This is a genomic window from Pseudomonas sp. NMI542_15 (assembly GCF_021283425.1).
Lineage (GTDB): Bacteria > Pseudomonadota > Gammaproteobacteria > Pseudomonadales > Pseudomonadaceae > Aquipseudomonas > Aquipseudomonas fortuita.
In genome coordinates this window covers 1-20,175 of record NZ_JAJSRO010000038.1, presented here as the reverse complement: position 1 = coordinate 20,175, position 20,175 = coordinate 1, and the positions used below count along the sequence as shown (strand labels likewise).

General features: G+C 62.1%; 20 protein-coding genes. 15 read left to right on the top strand and 5 right to left on the bottom strand.

The window, feature by feature from the left end; genetic code table 11:
* Positions 1–105 precede the first annotated feature (105 nt).
* Together gluQRS and dksA are read right to left on the bottom strand one after the other, a co-directional pair.
* On the bottom strand, positions 106–993 hold the full coding sequence (gluQRS, locus tag LU684_RS29415; RefSeq protein ID WP_102690025.1) for a tRNA glutamyl-Q(34) synthetase GluQRS: 888 nt from the start codon (positions 991–993) through the stop codon (positions 106–108).
* Between the two features lie 62 nt (positions 994–1,055).
* Positions 1,056–1,499, bottom strand: a complete 444-nt coding sequence (gene dksA / locus LU684_RS29410) for an RNA polymerase-binding protein DksA (RefSeq protein WP_016489149.1) — start codon at positions 1,497–1,499, stop codon at positions 1,056–1,058.
* 210 nt (positions 1,500–1,709) lie between these two features.
* Here dksA and LU684_RS29405 point away from each other — a divergent pair, with 210 nt between their 5' ends.
* Complete coding sequence (locus LU684_RS29405) at positions 1,710–2,882, top strand: pyridoxal phosphate-dependent aminotransferase (RefSeq protein ID WP_016489148.1); 1,173 nt, start codon at positions 1,710–1,712, stop codon at positions 2,880–2,882.
* Positions 2,882–3,595: a DNA/RNA nuclease SfsA gene (gene sfsA, locus LU684_RS29400; RefSeq protein ID WP_023049291.1), complete on the top strand. Its 714-nt coding sequence runs from the start codon at positions 2,882–2,884 to the stop codon at positions 3,593–3,595. Before LU684_RS29405 ends, sfsA begins: the two co-directional genes overlap by 1 nt.
* Here the strand turns inward: sfsA and LU684_RS29395 are convergent.
* A complete protein-coding gene (locus LU684_RS29395; protein WP_016489146.1) occupies positions 3,585–3,902 on the bottom strand; it encodes a Rieske (2Fe-2S) protein in 318 nt (105 codons plus the stop codon). The genes sfsA and LU684_RS29395 overlap by 11 nt on opposite strands.
* A 147-nt stretch (positions 3,903–4,049) precedes the next feature.
* Between LU684_RS29395 and LU684_RS29390 the strand changes: the two genes are divergently transcribed.
* Genes LU684_RS29390 through LU684_RS29375 form a run of 4 tightly spaced genes read left to right on the top strand, consistent with a single transcriptional unit; the run spans position 4,050 to position 7,638 of the window.
* Positions 4,050–4,934 carry a heme/hemin ABC transporter substrate-binding protein gene (locus LU684_RS29390; RefSeq protein ID WP_232895319.1) on the top strand — a complete coding sequence of 295 codons (885 nt, stop codon included), beginning with the start codon at positions 4,050–4,052 and terminating at the stop codon, positions 4,932–4,934.
* 50 nt (positions 4,935–4,984) lie between these two features.
* Positions 4,985–5,968, top strand: a complete 984-nt coding sequence (locus tag LU684_RS29385; RefSeq protein WP_161775545.1) for a FecCD family ABC transporter permease — start codon at positions 4,985–4,987, stop codon at positions 5,966–5,968.
* Positions 5,968–6,735: a heme ABC transporter ATP-binding protein gene (locus LU684_RS29380; RefSeq protein WP_016489143.1), complete on the top strand. Its 768-nt coding sequence runs from the start codon at positions 5,968–5,970 to the stop codon at positions 6,733–6,735. Before LU684_RS29385 ends, LU684_RS29380 begins: the two co-directional genes overlap by 1 nt.
* Positions 6,736–6,747: 12 nt before the next feature.
* A complete protein-coding gene (locus LU684_RS29375; RefSeq protein ID WP_060519906.1) occupies positions 6,748–7,638 on the top strand; it encodes a ChaN family lipoprotein in 891 nt (296 codons plus the stop codon).
* Between the two features lie 191 nt (positions 7,639–7,829).
* Here the strand turns inward: LU684_RS29375 and LU684_RS29370 are convergent, their stop codons facing one another.
* Both LU684_RS29370 and LU684_RS29365 read right to left on the bottom strand, forming a co-directional pair.
* The gene (locus tag LU684_RS29370; RefSeq protein WP_016489141.1) at positions 7,830–8,108 is read right to left on the bottom strand and encodes a TfoX/Sxy family protein; all 279 of its coding nucleotides are present in this window, start codon (positions 8,106–8,108) and stop codon (positions 7,830–7,832) included.
* A 252-nt stretch (positions 8,109–8,360) separates the two neighbouring features.
* Complete coding sequence (locus LU684_RS29365; protein ID WP_210669104.1) at positions 8,361–9,923, bottom strand: bifunctional aminoglycoside phosphotransferase/ATP-binding protein; 1,563 nt, start codon at positions 9,921–9,923, stop codon at positions 8,361–8,363.
* 114 nt (positions 9,924–10,037) lie between these two features.
* Here LU684_RS29365 and mrcB point away from each other — a divergent pair, with 114 nt between their 5' ends.
* The 9 genes from mrcB to msrQ all read left to right on the top strand — a co-directional run bounded on the left by mrcB (position 10,038) and on the right by msrQ (position 19,915).
* On the top strand, positions 10,038–12,359 hold the full coding sequence (gene mrcB, locus LU684_RS29360; RefSeq protein WP_016489139.1) for a penicillin-binding protein 1B: 2,322 nt from the start codon (positions 10,038–10,040) through the stop codon (positions 12,357–12,359).
* A gap of 15 nt (positions 12,360–12,374) precedes the next feature.
* Positions 12,375–13,178, top strand: coding sequence for a tetratricopeptide repeat protein (locus LU684_RS29355; RefSeq protein ID WP_016489138.1), 804 nt, complete (start codon positions 12,375–12,377; stop codon positions 13,176–13,178).
* The gene (locus LU684_RS29350) at positions 13,178–13,510 is read left to right on the top strand and encodes a YqcC family protein (protein ID WP_016489137.1); all 333 of its coding nucleotides are present in this window, start codon (positions 13,178–13,180) and stop codon (positions 13,508–13,510) included. The genes LU684_RS29355 and LU684_RS29350 overlap by 1 nt, the downstream gene beginning before the upstream one ends.
* A gap of 410 nt (positions 13,511–13,920) precedes the next feature.
* Positions 13,921–15,645, top strand: a complete 1,725-nt coding sequence (locus LU684_RS29345; protein WP_031311555.1) for an acetolactate synthase 3 large subunit — start codon at positions 13,921–13,923, stop codon at positions 15,643–15,645.
* 1 nt (position 15,646) lies between these two features.
* A complete protein-coding gene (gene ilvN, locus LU684_RS29340; protein ID WP_003250040.1) occupies positions 15,647–16,138 on the top strand; it encodes an acetolactate synthase small subunit in 492 nt (163 codons plus the stop codon).
* A gap of 54 nt (positions 16,139–16,192) precedes the next feature.
* Positions 16,193–17,209: a ketol-acid reductoisomerase gene (gene ilvC / locus LU684_RS29335; RefSeq protein ID WP_003250043.1), complete on the top strand. Its 1,017-nt coding sequence runs from the start codon at positions 16,193–16,195 to the stop codon at positions 17,207–17,209.
* Between the two features lie 150 nt (positions 17,210–17,359).
* Positions 17,360–18,211, top strand: a complete 852-nt coding sequence (gene pssA / locus LU684_RS29330) for a CDP-diacylglycerol--serine O-phosphatidyltransferase (protein WP_003250045.1) — start codon at positions 17,360–17,362, stop codon at positions 18,209–18,211.
* A 79-nt stretch (positions 18,212–18,290) separates the two neighbouring features.
* Complete coding sequence (gene msrP, locus LU684_RS29325; protein WP_070086836.1) at positions 18,291–19,304, top strand: protein-methionine-sulfoxide reductase catalytic subunit MsrP; 1,014 nt, start codon at positions 18,291–18,293, stop codon at positions 19,302–19,304.
* Complete coding sequence (gene msrQ, locus LU684_RS29320; protein WP_023046899.1) at positions 19,304–19,915, top strand: protein-methionine-sulfoxide reductase heme-binding subunit MsrQ; 612 nt, start codon at positions 19,304–19,306, stop codon at positions 19,913–19,915. The genes msrP and msrQ overlap by 1 nt, the downstream gene beginning before the upstream one ends.
* Positions 19,916–20,175: the final 260 nt, after the last annotated feature.

The following is a 20,175-nucleotide window of genomic DNA, read 5'->3' as shown; positions in this document are numbered from 1 at the left end:
GACTGGGGGGATGCTAGCGGGAATCCATTGCGTTAGCCAAGGGTTTGAAATTATTGGGCTTTTGTTATTGAGGGTTGGTTTGCCCGCGAAAGCGCCGGGCCTGCCTCAGCGCAAATCAGCCTCAGGCACCGTGGTCCGCTGCGCGATCGCCTCCGGCCGCCACTGCTTGCGGGCTATCGCCAACACTTCAGCCGGCGTAGCCAGTAGTAAATCGGGGTCTGTTTCTTGCCCCAGCGCCCGCAATGCCCGCAACAGCAGCGGTGTAGCATGCTCAGCCTGCAGGGGTGGCGACCGGTACGACTTGCCCAGCTTGTGCCCATCCGGCTGCACGATCAGCGGAATATGCAGATAGCGCGGCTGTGAGAAGCCCAGCAGCTCCTGCAGGTACAGCTGCCGCGGGGTGTTGTCGAGCAGGTCGGCGCCGCGCACGATGTCGGTAACACCCTGCCAGGCATCGTCCAGCACCACCGCCAGCTGGTACGCATACAGCCCGTCGCGGCGCTGGATGACAAAGTCGCCTACCTCACGCCCCAGGTGTTGCTGGTACTCGCCCTGCACCCGGTCGGTAAAGCGGTAGATCAGCTCTGGCACGCGCAAGCGGATCGCCGCACCTTCACGGGCATGGCCGGCATTGCGGCACAGGCCTGGGTAAATGCCGTTGTAGCCCTCCAGCTGCTTGCGCGAGCAGGTACAGGCATAGGCCAGGCCCAGGTTGAACAGGCGGTCGACGACCGCGGCATAGGCGTCGTGCCGCTGGCTCTGGAACACGACCTCGCCATCCCATTCCAGCGCGTAACGCTCCAGGGTTTGCAGGATGGCATCACGGGCACCGGGCATTTCCCGGGGTGGGTCGGTGTCTTCCATGCGCAGCAACCAGCGGCCGTTCACGGCGCGGGCGTCGAGCCAGGAGGCCAGGGCGGCGACCAGCGAGCCGAAGTGCAAAAAGCCGCTGGGGGTGGGGGCGAAGCGCCCGATGTAGCTGGAGTCGGTCATGTCAGGCTGGGCATATAAATGAAACGGGGCGCATGAAGCGCCCCGTTCAGGTGGAAGAAAGGTCAGCCTTTACCGACCGTTTTTTCCTTTTTCTCGGCAATTTCCTTGCAGTCGAAACACAGGTCTGCGGTCGGACGGGCTTCCAGACGGCGCAGGCCGATCTCGATGCCGCAGGAATCACACCAGCCGTACTCTTCGTCCTGGATCTTCTGCAGGGTCTTGTCGATTTTCTTGATCAGCTTGCGCTCGCGGTCACGGTTGCGCAGCTCAAGAGCAAATTCTTCTTCCTGGCTGGCACGGTCGGCCGGGTCCGGGAAGTTCGCAGCTTCATCCTTCATGTGGTCTACGGTGCGATCCACACTGTGCATGAGCTCGCCTTTCCAGGCATTGAGAAGCTTGGTGAAGTGCTTCTTCATGGGCTCACCCATGTACTCTTCGCCCTTGGTCTCTTTATAGGGCTCGACACCGTACATGGTTCCGGTTTTTTGCTTTTCTACGGTGGACATGAATAGACCGCCTCTCACTCATCTGATCCAATGCGCAGGATGCTCCATCCCCGGCGACCGCCGGCCCTGCGACTGCGAGCCGCCGAACTTACCAGATAGATCGGGGGTGCGCTACCCCGCCCGATCCTGCTTATTGACATCGGCGCGAGCCGTACGTTCGTTGGCGTGCAGAGGTAGAATCTCCAGTTTAGACCCAATTGAGAGAAGGTCATGGCCCACCCCTACAGTGCGCGCAGCCGCGCCATCGAACCCTTCCACGTCATGGCGCTGCTGGCCCGGGCCAACGAGCTGCAGGCGGCCGGGCACGACGTGATCCACCTGGAAATCGGCGAGCCGGACTTCACCACGGCCGCACCGATCGTCGCCGCCGGCCAGGCCGCGCTGGCTGCCGGGCACACCCGCTACACCGCTGCACGCGGCCTGCCGGCACTGCGTGAAGCGATCGCCGGCTTTTATGGCCAGCGTTATGGCCTGAATATCGACCCGCAGCGCATCCTGATTACCCCAGGTGGTTCTGGCGCGCTGCTGCTGGCCAGCAGTCTGCTGGTCGACCCGGGCAAGCACTGGCTGCTGGCCGACCCGGGTTACCCGTGCAATCGCCACTTCCTGCGCCTGGTCGAGGGCGGGGCGCAGCTGGTGCCGGTGGGCCCGGAGGTGAACTACCAGCTGACCGCCGACCTGGTCGAACGTTACTGGGACAAGGACACCGTCGGTGCCCTGGTCGCGTCGCCGGCTAACCCGACTGGTACTGTGCTGGGGCGCGAAGCGTTGGCCAGCCTTGCCAAAGCCACCCATGAGCGGCATGGCCACCTGGTGGTGGACGAGATCTACCATGGCCTCACCTATGGCATGGACGCGCCAAGCGTGCTGGAAGTCGACGACTCGGCGTTCGTCCTGAATAGTTTTTCCAAGTATTACGGCATGACCGGTTGGCGCCTTGGCTGGCTGGTGGCCCCACCCGGCGCAGTGGCCGACCTGGAGAAACTGGCGCAGAACCTGTACATCAGTGCACCGAGCATGGCCCAGCATGCCGCGCTGGCATGCTTCCAGCCCGAGAGCCTGGCCATTTTCGAGGAGCGCCGCGCCGAGTTCGCCCGCCGCCGCGACTACCTGCTGCCCGCCCTGCGCGAACTGGGCTTCCGCATAGCCGTCGAGCCGCAGGGGGCGTTTTACCTGTATGCCGATATCAGTGCCTTTGGTGGTGATGCGTTTGCCTTCTGCCGGCACTTTCTGGAAACCGAGCACGTGGCCTTTACGCCGGGCCTGGACTTTGGCCGTCACCTGGCTGGGCACCATGTGCGCTTTGCCTACACCCAGAGCCTGCCGCGCCTGGAAGAGGCGGTGCAGCGCATTGCCCGTGGCCTGCGGAGCTGGCAAGGCTGATGCAGTTCTATCCCCCACTCGAACAGGGCCGTCTGCTGCGCCGTTACAAGCGCTTTCTGGCGGACATCGAACTGGCCAGCGGCGAACAGCTGACCATTCACTGCCCGAACACCGGCTCCATGCTCAATTGCATGCGTGAAGGCGGGCAGGTGTGGTTTAGCCGCTCCAACGACCCCAAGCGCAAACTGCCAGGCACCTGGGAAATCAGCGAAACCCCACAGGGGCGGCTGGCCTGTGTGAACACTGGGCGGGCTAACGCGCTGGTCGAAGAGGCACTGCGGGCCGGCGTCATCGCCGAACTGGCCGGTTTTACCGCGCTCAAGCGCGAAGTCGCGTACGGAGAGGAAAGCAGCCGCATCGACTTTCGCCTGGAGTTCGACGGTGCCCCCGCGTATGTCGAGGTGAAGAGCGTGACCTTGGGTTACCCCGACAGCACGGTCGCGGCTTTTCCCGATGCGGTGACACAGCGCGGTGCCAAGCACCTGCGCGAGCTGGCGAAGCTGGCCCGGCAGGGCGTGCGGGCGGTGCAGTTGTACTGCGTGAACCTGACTGGCATCAATGCCGTACGCCCAGCAGAGGAAATCGACGCAGCCTATGCCCAGGCCCTGCGTGCGGCGGTGGCGGACGGGGTGGAGGTGCTGGCCTACGGCACCCGCCTGAGCGCCGAAGGCATTGTTATTGATTGCCGCCTGCCGGTGCTGCTTACGCCGTGAGCCAGATGCCTTGGCTGTCTTCGTGACAGCCCAGGGCCAGCAGTTGCTCACCCTCGCAAGGGCCGGCTACGCACTCGCCGCTTTCAATCAGGAACAGCGCGCCATGGTGGGCGCAGTGGATGAGGCTGGCGCTGTCATCGAGAAAGGCATCTTGCGTCCAGTTCAGCGGGATGCTGCGGTGCGGGCACCGGTTGCGGTAGAGGTACACCTGGCCCTGGCGGCGCACGCCGAACAGTTCGAGGCCGTCTACGCTGAAGGCGCGGCTTTGGCCTTCGGCCAGGGTGTGGGAGGTACAGAGCAAGTGCATGGCAAGGACGACTCATGAAACAGATGATGACTTGACGCGTCAATGCGAATAATTATCAAATTGCCCGCATTCGCTGCGCCTGGCCCCTATGGTGCGCAGTTCTGTCGCCCGCCACAAGGCGCGCGGCTCGCCTTCAGAAGGAACCCCATGATGCGCCGTCCAGTCGCCTTGCTCGCCCTCTGCGCAAGCCTTGTGCTCTCCACCACGGCCCTGGCGGCCGAGTTGCCGCAACGCTGGGTCAGCGCGGGTGGCGCCCTGAGCGAGTGGATAACTGCATTGGGCGGCGAAGCACGGCTTGTCGGTGTGGACACCACCAGCCAGCACCCGGCATCGCTGAAATCACTGCCCAGCGTGGGTTACCAGCGGCAGTTGTCCGCTGAAGGCATTCTCAGCCTGCGCCCGGATGTACTGGTGGGCACCGAGGAAATGGGCCCGCCGCCGGTACTGGCGCAAATTCGCAAGGCCGGTGTGCAGGTGGAGTTGTTCTCCAGCAAGGCCGAACTGACGGCGGTGGATGAAAACCTCAAGCATCTGGGGCAGTTGCTTGGCGCAGAGCAGCAAGCTTCGGCGTTGGCGGCGGGCTACCACCAGCAGATCGAGGCGGTGCAGGCCAAGGTCAAGCAGGCTCAGGCAGGGCAAAAGGCACCTGGGGTGCTACTGCTGGTCGGCCATGCCGGGGCCAAGCCGCTGATCGCCGGGCAGGGCACTGCGGGTGACTGGCTGCTGGGCCAGGCGGGTGGGCACAACCTGGCAGAACATCAAGGCTACAAGAACTTCTCCAACGAAGCCTTGGCGGCGCTGGACCCGGATGTGATCGTGTTTTCCGACCGGGCGCTGGCCGATGAGCAGGCCTTGCAGGCGCTGTTGAAAGAAAACCCCGCGCTGGCTGCCTCGCAGGCTGTGCGTGAGAAACGCCTGGTGTCACTGGACCCGACGCTGCTGGTAGGCGGGCTTGGCCCACGCCTGCCATCGACCTTGCAGTCGCTGGCAGCCACCTTCTACCCGGCGGCCCAGGCCAGCTTCGCGCAATGAAACAGCGGGTCCAGCCACGTACGTTGTTCATTTGCCTTAGTCTGCTGTGCCTGTTGGCGGTGTGGTTGTCGCTGGCCTTGGGGCCGGTCAGCCTGCCGCTGTTCGACACCCTGCGCGCCGGCCTGCGCCTGTTGGGGCTGCCGATTGCGGCTGACGGCCTGCAGCAGGCCGAGATGATCCTGGGCCAGATCCGCCTGCCGCGTACCTTGCTCGGGCTGGCGGTGGGCGCGGTGCTGGCGCTGTCCGGCGTGGCCATGCAGGGGCTGTTCCGCAACCCGCTGGCCGATCCAGGGCTGGTGGGGGTTGCCGCTGGGGCGGCGATGGGTGCAGCGGTCGCCATTGTCGGTGGTGCCTGGTTTGGCGGCATGCCGGACGCTTTCGCGCCCTATCTGTTGTCGTTCTGCGCTTTTGTCGGGGGGCTTGGGGTGACCGCGTTGGTCTACCGACTGGGGCGGCGCGATGGCCAGACCAACGTTGCCACGATGCTGCTGGCGGGCGTGGCCATGACTGCGCTGGGCGGCGCGGCCGTTGGGCTGTTCTCTTACCTGGCCGACGACGCCACCCTGCGCACACTGACATTCTGGAACCTCGGCAGCCTGAACGGTGCCAGCTACGAACGGCTGTGGCCGTTGCTACTGGTGGCGGCGGGGGTAGCGGTGTGGCTGCCGCGCCGGGCCAAGGCGCTGAATGCCCTGTTACTGGGTGAGTCGGAGGCGCGCCACCTGGGCGTTGACGTGGAGCGACTCAAGCGCGAGCTGGTGTTCTGCACGGCGCTGGGCGTAGGTGCGGCAGTGGCAGCAGCAGGGCTGATCGGTTTTATCGGCCTGGTGGTGCCGCACCTGGTGCGCTTGCTGGCCGGGCCTGATCACCGCGTGGTGCTACCGGCCTCGTTGCTGGCCGGGGGCGTGCTGATGCTGTTCGCCGACCTGGCGGCGCGGCTGCTGCTGGCACCTGCCGAGTTGCCGATTGGTATTGTCACGGCCTTCATCGGTGCGCCGTTCTTTCTGGTCCTGCTGATAAGAGGGCGCAGCTGATGTTGCAAGTCGAAGGCCTGCACCTGCGGCGGGGGAGCAACGAAGTGCTGCACGACATTCACCTGCAACTGAGCCCGGGGCAGGTGGTGGGTGTGCTCGGCCCCAACGGTGCCGGCAAGAGCAGCCTGCTGGCTGTGTTGTGTGGCGAGCTGGCGCCCGAGCGAGGGCGGGTGACGTTGCAGGGCCGGCCCCTCACCGATTGGCCTGGGCAGGAGCGGGCCAGGCGCCTGGCAGTGTTGCCACAGGTGTCCAGCCTGGGCTTCTCGTTCCGGGTCGAGGAAGTGGTGGGCATGGGGCGCATGCCTCATGGCACCGGGCAGCAGCGCGATGCGCAAATTGTCGAAGCGGCGTTGCAGGCGGCGGATGCCTGGCACCTGGTGGGGCGCAGTTACCTGGCGCTCTCCGGTGGCGAGCGCCAGCGGGTGCACCTGGCCCGCGTGCTGGCCCAGCTATGGCCGGGCGAGGAGGGGGCCACGCTGCTGCTCGACGAACCGACCTCGATGCTCGACCCACTGCACCAGCACACTACCCTTGAATCCGTGCGCCGCTTCGCCGACCGCGGCGCTGCGGTGCTGGTGATCCTGCATGACCTGAATCTGGCTGCGCGCTACTGTGACCGTATCCTGTTGCTGGAGCAGGGGCGCTGCCATGCGTTTGCCACGCCCGAAGCGGTATTGACGCCAGCGGCACTGAAGGCGGTGTACGGTATCGACGTACTGGTGCAGGCGCACCCAGAGCGTGGGCACCCACTGATCATCACACGCTAGGAGGCATTGTCGATGCGTCATCTGCTGCTGTCGGGTTTCTCGCTTTGCCTGATGTTTTCACTGGGCGGCTGCCAGGCCAGCCTGCCGCCACTGCCCTCCTGGCAGAGCAGTGAAGGGCGCACGCATGCCGAGTTGGGGCACATCATCGATCTTGCCAGTGGCCGGGCGATCAGCCCTGAGCAACTGGTGCAGCGCCTGGCAGGCACCCCTCGCGTGCTGGTGGGCGAAAAACATGACAACCCGGACCATCACGCGTTGCAACTCTGGCTGCTACGCGCGATGCAGGGGAAGCGCGTGCAAGGCAGTCTCCTGCTGGAAATGCTGCAGCCTGAGCAGCAACCGCTGGTCGACAAGGTTCAGGGGCAGCCGCTGCCGGCGAACTTGCCCAAGGCGCTGGCCTGGCAGGAAGGGTGGGATTGGCAGCTGTACGGGCCGATAGTGCGTGAGGCCTTGCAGGACCGAGTGCAACTGCTGGCCGCCAACCTGTCGCCGGGTGAGATGCGTCAGGCCTATCGACAGCCAGCCCCGCTGACTGGCAAAAGGTCCAATGCACCGGCGGTAAAGGGTGCTTTGCTCGAGCAGGTACGCGCTGGCCATTGTGGGATGCTGCCGGAAAGCCAGTTGCCGGCGATGCTGGCTGTGCAGCAGCAGCGCGACCGGCGCATGGCCGAGCGGTTGCTGTCCGCGCCGCAGCCAGCGTTGCTGTTTGCCGGGGCCTATCACGTGCGCAAGGACCTGGGCATACCCTTGCACCTGGCAGATCTGGGGGCGTCGGCGTCGGGGGAGACCAAGGTATTGCTGCTGGCCGAGGTGGGCGAGCAGGTTGAGCCAGGCCAGGCTGATTACGTGTGGTACACCGCGGCGATGCCGGAGCAGGATTACTGCGCGCAGTTTCGCCAGTAGTGTGGGCCAGGCGGCACAAACCCCCAGGCAAAAAAAGACCCGGCAAAATGCCGGGTCAATAACCGTGATTAGCCTGATGAGGAGATAATCTGAGAGTCCGAACCAGGGGCTCTTAGGTTATCCAACCAGTCTCGCGACCAGTTGTGATAATCATAACAATTCTCATTCAGGCGTCAATCCCTTCCCCACGATTATTTTGGATTTTTTTGCGTAGGATTTTTCGCGTCCAGTTGTTGATTGAGCGCTTCTTTGCGTTCGAGCGGCAAATCGTTCCAGTGCATGTCCAGCAAGGCGCCCTCAATGGCGTACAACAGCACCTTGGAGGCGCGGAACCCTCGAGTCTTGACGGCCTGGTAGGCACCCACCGCACCCAGGCGACGCAGATCCGATGCGCTGTGGATGCCGGCGGCATGCAGCCACTGCGCAGAGGTCTTGCCAAGGTTCTTCAGGTGCTGCAATTCATCGTTCATCGAGCCTCCTTGCGATGGCTGAACGTGGATTGGAGGATAAATCGCGAGCAGGTCAGAGAGGAGTGTAGCGGGGGTTAAGAAATGCGCGGCCTTTTGCCATCGGGGGCGATGAACTGCCTTTGGGAAGTAGCCTGTTCTGGCCCCATCGCCGGCAAGCCAGCCCCCACAGGTACACCGCAGGCCTTGAGGGCGAGGGTGTAACTGTGGGAGCTGGCTTGCCGGCGATGGGGCCGGTACAGGAAAACGGCGAACTTACAGGCCTGGCAACCGCTGGCGAATCTGCTCGATCACCTGGTCCATGCTGCCAGCATCCTGGGTATCGACCCGTGTGCTCTGCACCAGCTCCTGCGCATCCAACGCTTCACGGCTCGCCTGCTGGGCCTTGACCACATCCAGGGTTGCATCGGAGGGGTCGGTGTTTTCGGCCTGACGCTGCTCCAGCCAGCTGGCGATGACGGCCTCGGGTGCGTGGCAGTCGAGGATCAGGAACGGCACACCGGTCTGGCTGGCGACGTCTGCAGCAGCCTGGCGCTGTTCACGCTTGAGGTAGGTGGCATCCAGCACCACCGGGAAGCCGGCGCGCAAAACGGTGGCTGCCACTTCATGCAAACGTTGGTAGGTGGCGGCACTGGCATCCGGGTCATAAATGCCGGCAGTCAGTTGGCCGGCGTGGTCGTGCGGCTGATCGCCGAACAGGCGCTTGCGCTCGACGTCGGAGCGCACGCGAATGGCGCCCAAGGCCTCGACCAGGCGCATTGCCACGTGGCTCTTGCCCACTGCCGAGACACCATGGGTGATGGCCAGCAGCCGCGAAGGGATGGCGCTGTAGCTTTCCGCCAGGTTGGCGTAGTTGCGGTAGGTGCGCAGGGTAGTGGCCCGCTGCACGCCATCGGCATTGGCCGGCATGCTGAACAGCGCGACCTTGGCCCGTACCAGGGCGCGATAGGCTTTGTAGAAGTTGAGCACCTCCAGGCCTTCATAATCGCCGGTCAGCTCCAGGTACTGACTGATGAAACGTCGTGCCAGGCACTTGAGGCCGCGATCTTCCAGGTCCATGGCGAGGAAGCCGGTGTCGGCCCAGACATCGGTCATGCGGAACGGTTCGTTGAACTCGATGCAGTCGAAGATCACCACCTGGCCGTTGATCAGGGTCGCGTTGCCCAGGTGGATGTCGCCATGACACTCGCGGATAAAGCCATTGGCCTTGCGCGAGGCGAACAGGCCTTGCAGCCGCTCGAAACTGCTCCGCGCCCACGCCTGCAGGTTGTCCAGTTGCAGCAGGTCGGCCTTGTCGCTGAGGAATGGGCGGATCTGCTCGAAGTTCTGCTCGACCGGGGCCATGACGCTTTCAGGCGAACCGTAGGGCTGCTCGGCAGATACCTTGGGGGTCTGCAGGTGAAACTCGGCGATTTGCCGGGCCATCTGGTCAATGTGCGCGGCATTCAGTTCACCATTGGCCTGCAGGGTGCTGAGCATCTGCCCCTGAGGGAACTGGCGCATCTTCAGCGCGTATTCGATGGCCTCGCCGTCGCCACCGATCTGCGGCGCTTCGACACTACCGGTCACCGCCAATACCTCCAGGTACAGGCCATCGGTCATGCGCTGATTCAGGCGCAACTCTTCGTTACAGAAATGCTGGCGCTGACCCAGTTCGGTGAAATCGAGGAAGCCGAAGTTCATCGGTTTCTTGATCTTGTAGGCGTACTCGCCGGTGAGCAGCACCCAGGAGATATGCGTCTCGATGAGCTGGAACCCATCCACGGGGTGAGGGTACAGGGCGGGGTTCTGCAACGCAGTGATAAGAGCTTGGCTCACGGCAAATCCTTCCGGGGCAGGGAATTCGAATGCGCCATTATGGTCAATGGTGCCGTCCCTGCCTACCGCTGGGCCGTCTGCCCAGCCTTTATAAAGTGCGTATAATCCGCCGCCATGACCCGATCTCGAAATCCTCGTACCCCTCAGAAACCCTCGACCAGCCGCTCTCGCGCCTGGCTGGGCTGGGCTTTGAAGCTCAGCCTGGTAGGCCTGGTGATCGTTGCCGGCTTCGCGGTTTACCTCGATGCTGTCGTGCAGGAGAAGTTCTCCGGCAAGCGCTGGACCATCCCGGCCAAGGTGTATGCCCGGCCGCTGGAGCTCTTTACTGGTCAAAAACTGAGCAAAAACGACTTCCTTACCGAACTCGATGCGCTCGGCTACCGGCGTGAGAGCGCGGCCAACGGCCCGGGTGCGGCGGCCGTCAACGGCAATACCGTCGACCTCAACACCCGTGGCTTCCAGTTCTACGAGGGGATGGAACCGGCGCAGTTCGTGCGCGTGCGCTTCTCCGGCGATTACGTGGCGGGCCTTTCTGCGGCCAACGGCAAGGCGCTCGACGTGGTGCGGCTGGAGCCGCTGATGATCGGCGGCATCTACCCGAAGAACCTCGAAGACCGCATCCTGATCAAGATCGATCAGGTACCCAAGTACCTGCTCGAAACACTGGTAGCGACCGAAGACCGCGACTTCTACAGCCACTACGGCGTGTCGCCCAAGTCCATCGCCCGGGCAATGTGGGTCAACACATCGTCGGGGTCCATGCGCCAGGGCGGCAGTACCCTGACCCAACAGCTGGTGAAGAACTTCTACCTCAGCAGTGAGCGCAGCCTCAGCCGAAAGCTGACCGAGGCAATGATGGCGATGCTGCTTGAGCTGCATTACGACAAGCGCGAGATTCTCGAGGCCTACCTCAACGAGGTGTTCGTCGGTCAGGATGGCCAACGTGCAGTTCACGGTTTCGGTCTGGCCAGCCAGTTCTTCTTCAGCCAACCGCTGTCTGAGCTGAAACTGCACCAGATCGCCCTGCTGGTAGGCATGGTCAAAGGCCCGTCCTACTACAACCCGCGGCGTTACCCTGACCGTGCCCTGGCTCGCCGCAACCTGGTGCTCGACCTGGTGGCCGAGCAAGGCGTGGCCAGCCAGGCGGAAGTCGATGCAGCGAAGAAGATGCCGCTGGGCGTGACCAAGCGCGGCAGCCTGGCTGACAGCTCGTTCCCGGCCTTCCTCGACCTGGTCAAGCGTCAACTGCGCCAGGACTACCGCGACGAAGACTTGACTGAAGAAGGCCTGCGTATTTTCACCAGCTTCGACCCGATCCTGCAGATGAAGGCCGAAACTTCGATGAGCGAGACCTTCAAGCGCCTGTCGGGGCGCAAGGGTGCTGACGAGGTGGAATCGGCAATGGTCGTGACCAACCCGGAAACCGGTGAGGTACAGGCGCTGATCGGCAGCCGCCTGGCAGGCTTCGCCGGTTTCAACCGGGCCATTGATGCTGTGCGGCCGATCGGCTCGCTGGTAAAACCGTCGGTGTACCTGACTGCGCTGGAGCAGCCGAGCAAGTACACCCTGACCAGCTGGGTGCAGGATGAGCCATTTTCGGTCAAGGGTGCCGATGGTCAGGTCTGGCGCCCACAGAACTACGACCGTCGACCGCATGGCACCATCTACCTGTATCAGGGGCTTGCCAACTCGTACAACCTTTCGACTGCCAAGCTTGGCCTGGAAGTGGGCGTGCCCAATGTGATCAAGACCATTGGCCGGCTAGGGGTAAATGTCGACTGGCCAGCCTTCCCGGCCATGCTGCTGGGTGCTGGTGGCATGTCGCCGATGCAGGTTGCAACCATGTACCAGACCATCGCCAACGGCGGTTTCAACACCCCGATGCGCGGTATCCGCAGCGTGTTGACTGCCGAAGGCGAGCCGCTCAAGCGCTACCCGTTCCAGATCCAGCAAACCTTCGACCCGGGCGCCATCTACCTGGTGCAGAACGCCATGCAGCGGGTCATGCGCGAAGGTACCGGGCGCTCGGTGTACAACACCTTGCCGCGCTCGCTGACCCTGGCGGGCAAGACCGGTACCAGTAACGACTCGCGCGACAGCTGGTTCTCCGGCTTCAGCCAGGACCTGCTGGCCGTGGTGTGGATGGGCCGTGACGATAACGGCAAAACACCCTTTACCGGTGCCACCGGTGCCCTGCAGGTATGGACCAGTTTCATGAAAAAGGCCGACCCGCTGCCGCTGGACATGCCGCAACCGGACAACGTGGTGCAGGCCTGGATCGACCCTTACACTGGCCATGGGTCTGATGCCAGCTGTCCGGGAGCGGTGCAGATGCCGTATATTCGCGGGAGTGAACCGCCCGCCGGTGCGACCTGTGGCGGCGAGCAGAATCCTGCCGAGTCGGTCATGGACTGGGTCAAAGGCTGGATGAATTAAGCACAGGCTGCATTGATGAGGTGTGACGTGAACAAGTGGCTGTTTCCTGCCGTGACGGCGTTGGCTGTGCTCCAGGGGTGCTCCAGCGTCCCGCGCGGCAATATACCGGTGGTCGATTCGAGCACCCGCGTGTCCAACAGCGAGCGCGTGACGGCTAACCGCTCGGCGGGTGGCTATAACACGGGCACCGCGCAAGCGCAGACGCTGCCCGAAGACTCCGGTGTTACCGTGATGATTCCGCAGGGCGCTGGCGCTTCAGGTATCCAGACGTTCCCGGCTGCCAATGGCGCGGCACCGATCAGCACCTCGCCTATCACGCCTGGCCCGATTACCCCGGGCCCGGTCAGTTCGGCGCCGATGACCACAAACCCGAACCCGATCGCCGACGAGCCGTTCGACATCGCGGCCATGAACAGCGCCCCGGCAAGCACCAGCGCGCCAACCGGTATTCCGCGCAGCAGCACCGCTGCCGGTGGTCTGTCGGCCGACGAGCAGCTAGATGGCCCGGTGCTGGCCCTGTTGACCACCGCGCAGACCCAGCAGGGCAGTGGTGACTTCAACGGCGCTGCTTCGAGCCTTGAGCGTGCCCAGCGTATTGCCCCGCGCGAGCCGCAAGTGCTGTACCGCCTGGCCCAGGTACGCCTGTCGCAGGGTGATGCCGCCCAGGCCGAACAGTTGGCGCGTCGCGCCCTGACTTACGCCAACGGCCGGCCAAGCCTGCAGGCCGAGCTATGGAACACCATCGCCCAGGCCCGTGAAAAGCAAGGTGACAGCGCTGGCGCAGCACTGGCCCGGCAGAAGGCACGGGTCAATTCGTGATGATCGAGCAACGTATTCTGGATATTGCCGACCACCTGTTGCTGATCGAACGTGAACTGGTGGTGCAGGGGTGGTGGGATGACGAGCCACCCAGCGACGAGGCATTGGCCAGTACTGTGCCGTTCGCTGTCGATACCCTCAGTTTCGAGCAGTGGCTGCAATGGATTTTCCTGCCGCGCATGAAGATCATCATCGAGCTGGGCCATCCCCTGCCCAACGCCTCCAGCATCCTGGTCATGGCAGAGACCGTGTTTACCGACCGGCCGGAGCAAAGTCGTGAGCTGCGCCGACTGTTGGCAGCATTTGACCAATTGATCGCTCCTTCCGCCTGATTTCTTCAGTTTTTCCTTCAAGGGCCGCAGATTGTGGCCCTTTTTTGTGGAAATCTTATTTATTCTGCTGCTGAAGCGATTTTTAGTGGTGGCAGGAATTCATCTTGGGGAAAAATTGGCAATAATTTTTCTTGACATGTTGGCGCCGAATCACAAGAATCCAACTTCCGCTGTAGAGGGACTGCCAGAAGCAGACCCGCTAGGCAGATCATGAGGTGCACACCCGCGCCGACCTGTTACACCCCGCAACGCGTTACCTCGCGCTGGGTGGGAAAACCCCGCAACACTCTGGGGTGCTCCCAATACTTGCTCAGTCAGTGCTGACGTTTTCGCTCATGCTCTGCTTGGCAGTAAACCTATTAAGACCCGTCCACTAGGGACGGTATTCTGGCGTTTTAGAGGTGAACAACGTGGAGCTTTTATCTGGCGCTGAGATGGTCGTCCGCTTTTTGCGTGACGAAGGCGTTAAGCACATCTACGGGTACCCTGGTGGTGCTCTCCTGCATGTTTACGACGCGCTGTTCAAAGAACCGGAAGTGGAACACATCCTGGTTCGTCACGAGCAGGCGGCAACCCATATGGCGGACGGCTATGCCCGCGCCACCGGCAAGGCCGGTGTGGTGCTGGTAACCTCCGGCCCGGGCGCGACCAATGCCATTACCGGCATTGCCACCGCCTACATGGATTCGATTCCGATGGTCATCCTGTCCGGCCAGGTGCCTAGCACCATGGTGGGTACCGATGCCTTCCAGGAAACCGACATGATTGGTATCTCGCGGCCGATCGTGAAGCACAGCTTCATGATCAAGAACCCGACCGAGATCCCTGAAGTCCTCAAGAAAGCTTTCTACCTGGCGCAATCCGGTCGCCCAGGTCCGGTCGTGGTCGACATTCCAAAAGATATGACCAACCCGGCCGAGAAGTTCGAATACGTCTATCCGAAAAAGGTCAAGCTGCGCTCCTACAGCCCGGCGGTCCGTGGCCATTCTGGCCAGATCCGCAAGGCTGCCGAGATGCTCCTGGCTGCCAAGCGCCCGATCGTCTACTCCGGTGGTGGCGTGATTCTGGGTGGTGGCTCCGAAGCCCTGACCGAAATCGCCAAGTCGCTGAACCTGCCGGTCACCAACACCCTGATGGGGCTGGGTGGCTTCCCGGGTACTGACCGCCAGTTCCTCGGCATGCTTGGCATGCACGGCAGCTACACCGCCAACATGGCCATGCACAATGCCGACGTGATCCTCGCTGTGGGCGCACGCTTTGACGACCGTGTGGTCAACGGCCCGGCCAAGTTCTGCCCGAACGCCAAGATCATCCACATCGACATCGACCCGGCGTCGATCTCCAAGATGATCAAAGCCGACGTGCCAATCGTTGGTCCGGTCGACAGCGTGCTCAGCGAAATGCTCGGCATCCTCAAGGAAATCGGCGAGCAGCCTGACAAGGCGGCGCTGGATGCCTGGTGGAAGCAGATTGACGAATGGCGTGGCGATGGCGAGCTGTTCCCTTACGACAAGGGCGATGGCAACGTCATCAAACCGCAGAAAGTCATCGAGACCCTGTGCGAAGTGACCAATGGCGATGCCTTTGTGACCTCCGACGTGGGCCAGCACCAGATGTTTGCGGCGCAGTATTACCGCTTCAACAAGCCGAACCGCTGGATCAACTCCGGTGGCCTGGGCACCATGGGCTTCGGCTTCCCGGCGGCGATGGGCGTGAAGCTCAACTTCCCGGACCAGGACGTTGCCTGTGTGACCGGCGAAGGCAGCATCCAGATGAACATCCAGGAGCTGTCCACCTGCATGCAGTACGGCCTGCCGGTGAAAATCGTCAACCTGAACAACGGTGTGCTGGGCATGGTCCGCCAGTGGCAGGACATGGCCTACAACGGTCGTCACTCGCACTCGTACGTCGAGTCGCTGCCTGACTTCATCAAGCTGGCCGAGGCCTATGGCCATGTGGGTATCCGCATCACCAGCCTGAAGGACCTCAAGCCGAAGCTGGAAGAAGCGTTTGCGATGAAGGACCGCCTGGTGTTCATCGACATCGCGGTTGACCGCAGCGAGCATGTCTATCCGATGCAGATCAAGGATGGCTCGATGCGTGACATGTGGCTGAGCAAGACGGAGCGTACCTGATATGCGGCACATCATTTCCCTGCTGCTGGAAAACGAACCAGGTGCGTTGTCCCGTGTGGTCGGCCTGTTCTCCCAGCGCAACTACAACATTGAAAGCCTGACCGTGGCGCCGACCGAAGACCCGACCCTGTCGCGTCTGACGCTGACCACCGTTGGCCATGACGAAGTGATCGAACAGATCACCAAGAACCTGAACAAGCTGGTCGAAGTGGTCAAGCTTGTCGACCTGTCGGAAAGCGCTCATATCGAGCGCGAACTGATGCTGGTCAAGGTCAAGGCCACCGGTGCCCAGCGCGCCGAGATCAAGCGCACCACGGATATCTTCCGTGGCCAGATTGTCGACGTGACCGCCAGCGTGTACACCGTGCAGCTGAGCGGCACCAGTGACAAACTGGACAGCTTCATCCAGGCGATCGGCACTGCATCGATTCTCGAAACCGTGCGCAGCGGCGTTACCGGCATTGCCCGTGGCGACAAAGTGCTCAGCATCTAAATTCAAAAATTAGCGATGGCTCCGCAGGGGCCGAGATATAACCAGGGGTATTTCATGAAAGTTTTCTACGATAAAGACTGCGACCTTTCCATCATCCAGGGCAAGAAAGTCGCCATCATCGGTTACGGCTCCCAGGGCCACGCTCAAGCGTGCAACCTGAAGGACTCCGGTGTAGACGTTACCGTCGGTCTGCGTAAAGGTTCGGCTACCGTTGCCAAGGCTGAAGCCCACGGCCTGAAAGTTGCCGACGTTGCAACCGCTGTCGCTGCGGCTGACCTGGTCATGATCCTGACCCCGGACGAGTTCCAGGGCGCGCTGTACAAGAACGAGATCGAGCCGAACATCAAGAAGGGCGCTACCCTGGCCTTCTCCCACGGCTTCTCGATCCACTACAACCAGGTTGTTCCGCGTGCCGACCTCGACGTGATCATGATCGCACCGAAGGCCCCGGGCCACACCGTTCGCTCCGAGTTCGTCAAAGGCGGCGGCATCCCTGACCTGATCGCTATCTACCAGGACGCTTCGGGCAATGCCAAGAACGTCGCCCTGTCTTACGCTTCGGGCGTTGGTGGTGGCCGTACCGGCATCATCGAAACCACCTTCAAGGACGAGACTGAAACCGACCTGTTCGGTGAGCAGGCCGTTCTGTGCGGCGGTACCGTCGAGCTGGTCAAAGCCGGTTTCGAAACCCTGGTCGAAGCTGGCTACGCGCCAGAAATGGCCTACTTCGAGTGCCTGCACGAACTGAAGCTGATCGTTGACCTCATGTACGAAGGCGGCATCGCCAACATGAACTACTCGATCTCCAACAACGCCGAATACGGTGAGTACGTTACCGGCCCGGAAGTCATCAACGAAGAATCCCGCAAGGCCATGCGCAACGCTCTGAAGCGCATCCAGGACGGCGAGTACGCGAAGATGTTCATCTCCGAAGGTGCTACCAACTACCCATCGATGACCGCCAAGCGCCGCAACAACGCCGCTCACGGTATCGAAATCATCGGCGAGCAACTGCGCTCGATGATGCCGTGGATCTCGGCTAACAAAATCGTCGACAAGACCAAGAACTAAGTCTTATCGATAGATGAAAAACGCGGCTTCGGCCGCGTTTTTTCGTTCTGGGAGCCCGCTTCTGGTATAAAGCAGACCAGTGGCCTGCTGTCAGAACCTGTTTCGCGGGCCCGTGTCGAACATTTTCCATCCTGTTGCAAGGTACCCTTTATGAGCGAACGTCCCGAAGAGCCGAACAAGCCCTCCGACGCCGAAAGCCTGCTACCTGTCGATGAGCACGTTGAAGAAGGGCATGACGCCGAAGGCCGCAAGGTGCGCCACCGCGGCATCTACCTGCTGCCCAACCTGTTTACCACCGCCAACCTGTTTGCCGGCTTCTATTCCATCATCAGCTCGATGAGCGCACAGAGCGCCCTGAGTGCCGGTGACCCGCGCGAGGCGAGCAAGTACTTCGCCTTTGCCGCCATCGCCATCTTCGTGGCCATGGTGCTCGATGGCCTGGACGGCCGCGTTGCACGCATGACCAATACCCAGAGTGCCTTCGGTGCCGAGTACGACTCGCTGTCGGACATGGTTGCCTTCGGCGTGGCCCCTGCTTTGCTGGCATTTGGCTGGGCGCTGGGTGACATGGGCAAGGTCGGCTGGATGGTCGCCTTCATTTATGTGGCCGGTGCAGCGTTGCGTCTGGCACGCTTCAATACCCAGGTCGGCACTGCCGACAAGCGTTACTTCATCGGCCTGGCCAGCCCGGCTGCCGCAGGGGTGGTGGCGGGTACCGTGTGGGCGTTCAGCGATTACGGCATTCAGGGCTCCAAGCTGTCGTTCCTGGTGGCGCTGCTGGTAGCGGCTGCCGGCATGCTGATGGTCAGCAATATCAAGTACAACAGCTTCAAGGAGCTGGACCTCAAGGGGCGCGTGCCGTTCGTGGCCATCCTTGCCGTGGTGCTGGTATTTGCCGTCGTGTTCAGCGACCCGCCGCGCATCCTGCTGCTGATCTTCCTCGCGTATGCGGCATCTGGCCCGATCCAGTTCCTGCTGAAGGCGCGCCGGCGCAAAGCGTGAAAATCGCTTAACGCTGGAATAACCTTCCGGCTCCATAGTCATACTGGTACATCCGTTACCCAGTGCTATGGAGCCGCCCATGCTCATCAAGCTTCCCAGGTCTTCCGAGTGCAAGGCCTCGCAGATCACGCCAGAAGGCATCTACCTTTCCCGTCGCACATTGCTGGGTGGCTCGTTGGCCGGTCTGGCGCTGGGCGCCCTGCCAGGCGGGGCTGGGGCTGCAGAAGTCTCGCGTTATGCCGATGTGCAGGCCGGCACCGCGCCAGCCTGGTTCGCCGACAAGCTCGCTGCCACGCGCTGGCAGGCGATGACGGTGAAGGACGAGGCGATCACGCCGTTCAAGGATGCCACCCATTACAACAATTTTTACGAGTTCGGGCCCGACAAGGGTGACCCGGCAGCCAATGGCGATAGCCTGAAGACCGAGCCGTGGTCGGTTGTGGTGGATGGTGAGGTGGGCAAGCCTGGGCGCTATGCGCTGGAAGACTTCGTCAAGCCTTATCAGCTTGAAGAGCGGATTTATCGGCTGCGTTGCGTAGAGGCTTGGTCGATGGTTATCCCTTGGTTGGGATTCCCTTTGGCGCAGGTGCTCAAGCAGGTGGAGCCCACGTCCAAGGCGCGGTATGTGCGCTTCGAAACATTGAAGGATCCGCAGCACATGCCCGGGCAGCGTTCGGGGTTCGCCCTGATCGACTGGCCTTATAGAGAGGGGCTTCGCCTGGACGAGGCAATGCACCCTTTGGCGATCCTGGCGGTAGGCATGTATGGCCGCGAACTGCCGAACCAGAATGGCGCGCCGTTGCGCCTGGTGGTGCCGTGGAAGTATGGCTTCAAGAGCATCAAGTCGATCGTGCGCATCAGTTTGGTGGCTGAACAGCCCGGCACTACCTGGGAAGGGCTGGCGCCGGATGAGTATGGCTTCTATGCCAATGTGAACCCTGCGGTCGATCACCCGCGCTGGAGCCAGGCACGTGAGCGCCGATTGCCCAGCGGGTTGTTCAGCCCCAATGTGCGAGAGACTCAGATGTTTAATGGCTACGCCGATGAAGTGGCGTCGCTGTATACCGGGCTCGATCTGCGGAAGAACTATTGATGCGTTACCCCTGGTTTCGCCTGGCTATTTTCGTCGTGGGATGTCTGTTCCCGGCGTGGTGGTTATATGAGGCAGCGATGAACCTGCTGGGGCCTGACCCCGGGAAGATCATGATGGATCGCCTTGGGCTTGGGGCACTCACCTTCCTGTTGGTGACCTTGAGCATGACGCCACTGCAGAAGGTGACGGGCTGGTCGGGGTGGATCGTGGTGCGTCGGCAGCTGGGGTTGTGGGTGTTTGCTTATATAGTGCTGCACATCCTTTGTTACCTGTTCTTTATTCTTGGGCTGGATTGGGGGCAGTTGGCGGTGGAGCTGAGTAAGCGGCCCTACATTATTGTGGGTGCGCTTGGGTTCCTGTGCTTGCTGGCCTTGGCGGCTACCTCGAATCGGTATAGCCAGCGGCGGCTGGGGGCGCGGTGGAAGAAGCTGCACAGGTTGGTGTATCTGGTTCTTGGGCTGGGGTTGCTGCACTTTTTGTGGATTGTGCGTTCGGACCTGCGGGAGTGGGCTGTCTATGCGTTTATTGGTGCTGTGCTGATGGTGCTGCGGATTCCTGCTGTTGGGCGGGGGCTTTCGAGGGTTGGTCGGAAGCAGGGCAGGGCGGTTTGAGAGTGAGGTGGGGCTGCCAAGGGTCGGTCTCGAGATAGTAGTGGCTGTGAAAGGTGCTTGCCTTTGATCTTGTGGCGCCTGTGAGATCGAGCGCCGCCCGCGCGGCGCTCGATCTCACAGGCGCTGACTGTGTTGTGGCGGACACCTGGTGGCCTTTCTACGGTGTTTCCTGCTTATATTTCAGTTTCTTGAAATTAAAGGTTGACGCCCTTCTGAATCCCCTTATAATGCGCCCCACTTCCAGCGACATCGGAACGACA

Coding starts and splice junctions, on each gene's coding strand:
- gluQRS (WP_102690025.1), bottom strand. CDS start 993: ATGACCGACTCCAGCTACATCGGGCGCTTCGCCCCCACCCCCAGCGGC.
- dksA (WP_016489149.1), bottom strand. CDS start 1,499: ATGTCCACCGTAGAAAAGCAAAAAACCGGAACCATGTACGGTGTCGAG.
- LU684_RS29405 (WP_016489148.1), top strand. CDS start 1,710: ATGGCCCACCCCTACAGTGCGCGCAGCCGCGCCATCGAACCCTTCCAC.
- sfsA (WP_023049291.1), top strand. CDS start 2,882: ATGCAGTTCTATCCCCCACTCGAACAGGGCCGTCTGCTGCGCCGTTAC.
- LU684_RS29395 (WP_016489146.1), bottom strand. CDS start 3,902: ATGCACTTGCTCTGTACCTCCCACACCCTGGCCGAAGGCCAAAGCCGC.
- LU684_RS29390 (WP_232895319.1), top strand. CDS start 4,050: ATGATGCGCCGTCCAGTCGCCTTGCTCGCCCTCTGCGCAAGCCTTGTG.
- LU684_RS29380 (WP_016489143.1), top strand. CDS start 5,968: ATGTTGCAAGTCGAAGGCCTGCACCTGCGGCGGGGGAGCAACGAAGTG.
- LU684_RS29375 (WP_060519906.1), top strand. CDS start 6,748: ATGCGTCATCTGCTGCTGTCGGGTTTCTCGCTTTGCCTGATGTTTTCA.
- LU684_RS29370 (WP_016489141.1), bottom strand. CDS start 8,108: ATGAACGATGAATTGCAGCACCTGAAGAACCTTGGCAAGACCTCTGCG.
- mrcB (WP_016489139.1), top strand. CDS start 10,038: ATGACCCGATCTCGAAATCCTCGTACCCCTCAGAAACCCTCGACCAGC.
- LU684_RS29355 (WP_016489138.1), top strand. CDS start 12,375: ATGAGGTGTGACGTGAACAAGTGGCTGTTTCCTGCCGTGACGGCGTTG.
- LU684_RS29350 (WP_016489137.1), top strand. CDS start 13,178: ATGATCGAGCAACGTATTCTGGATATTGCCGACCACCTGTTGCTGATC.
- ilvN (WP_003250040.1), top strand. CDS start 15,647: ATGCGGCACATCATTTCCCTGCTGCTGGAAAACGAACCAGGTGCGTTG.
- ilvC (WP_003250043.1), top strand. CDS start 16,193: ATGAAAGTTTTCTACGATAAAGACTGCGACCTTTCCATCATCCAGGGC.
- pssA (WP_003250045.1), top strand. CDS start 17,360: ATGAGCGAACGTCCCGAAGAGCCGAACAAGCCCTCCGACGCCGAAAGC.
- msrP (WP_070086836.1), top strand. CDS start 18,291: ATGCTCATCAAGCTTCCCAGGTCTTCCGAGTGCAAGGCCTCGCAGATC.
- msrQ (WP_023046899.1), top strand. CDS start 19,304: ATGCGTTACCCCTGGTTTCGCCTGGCTATTTTCGTCGTGGGATGTCTG.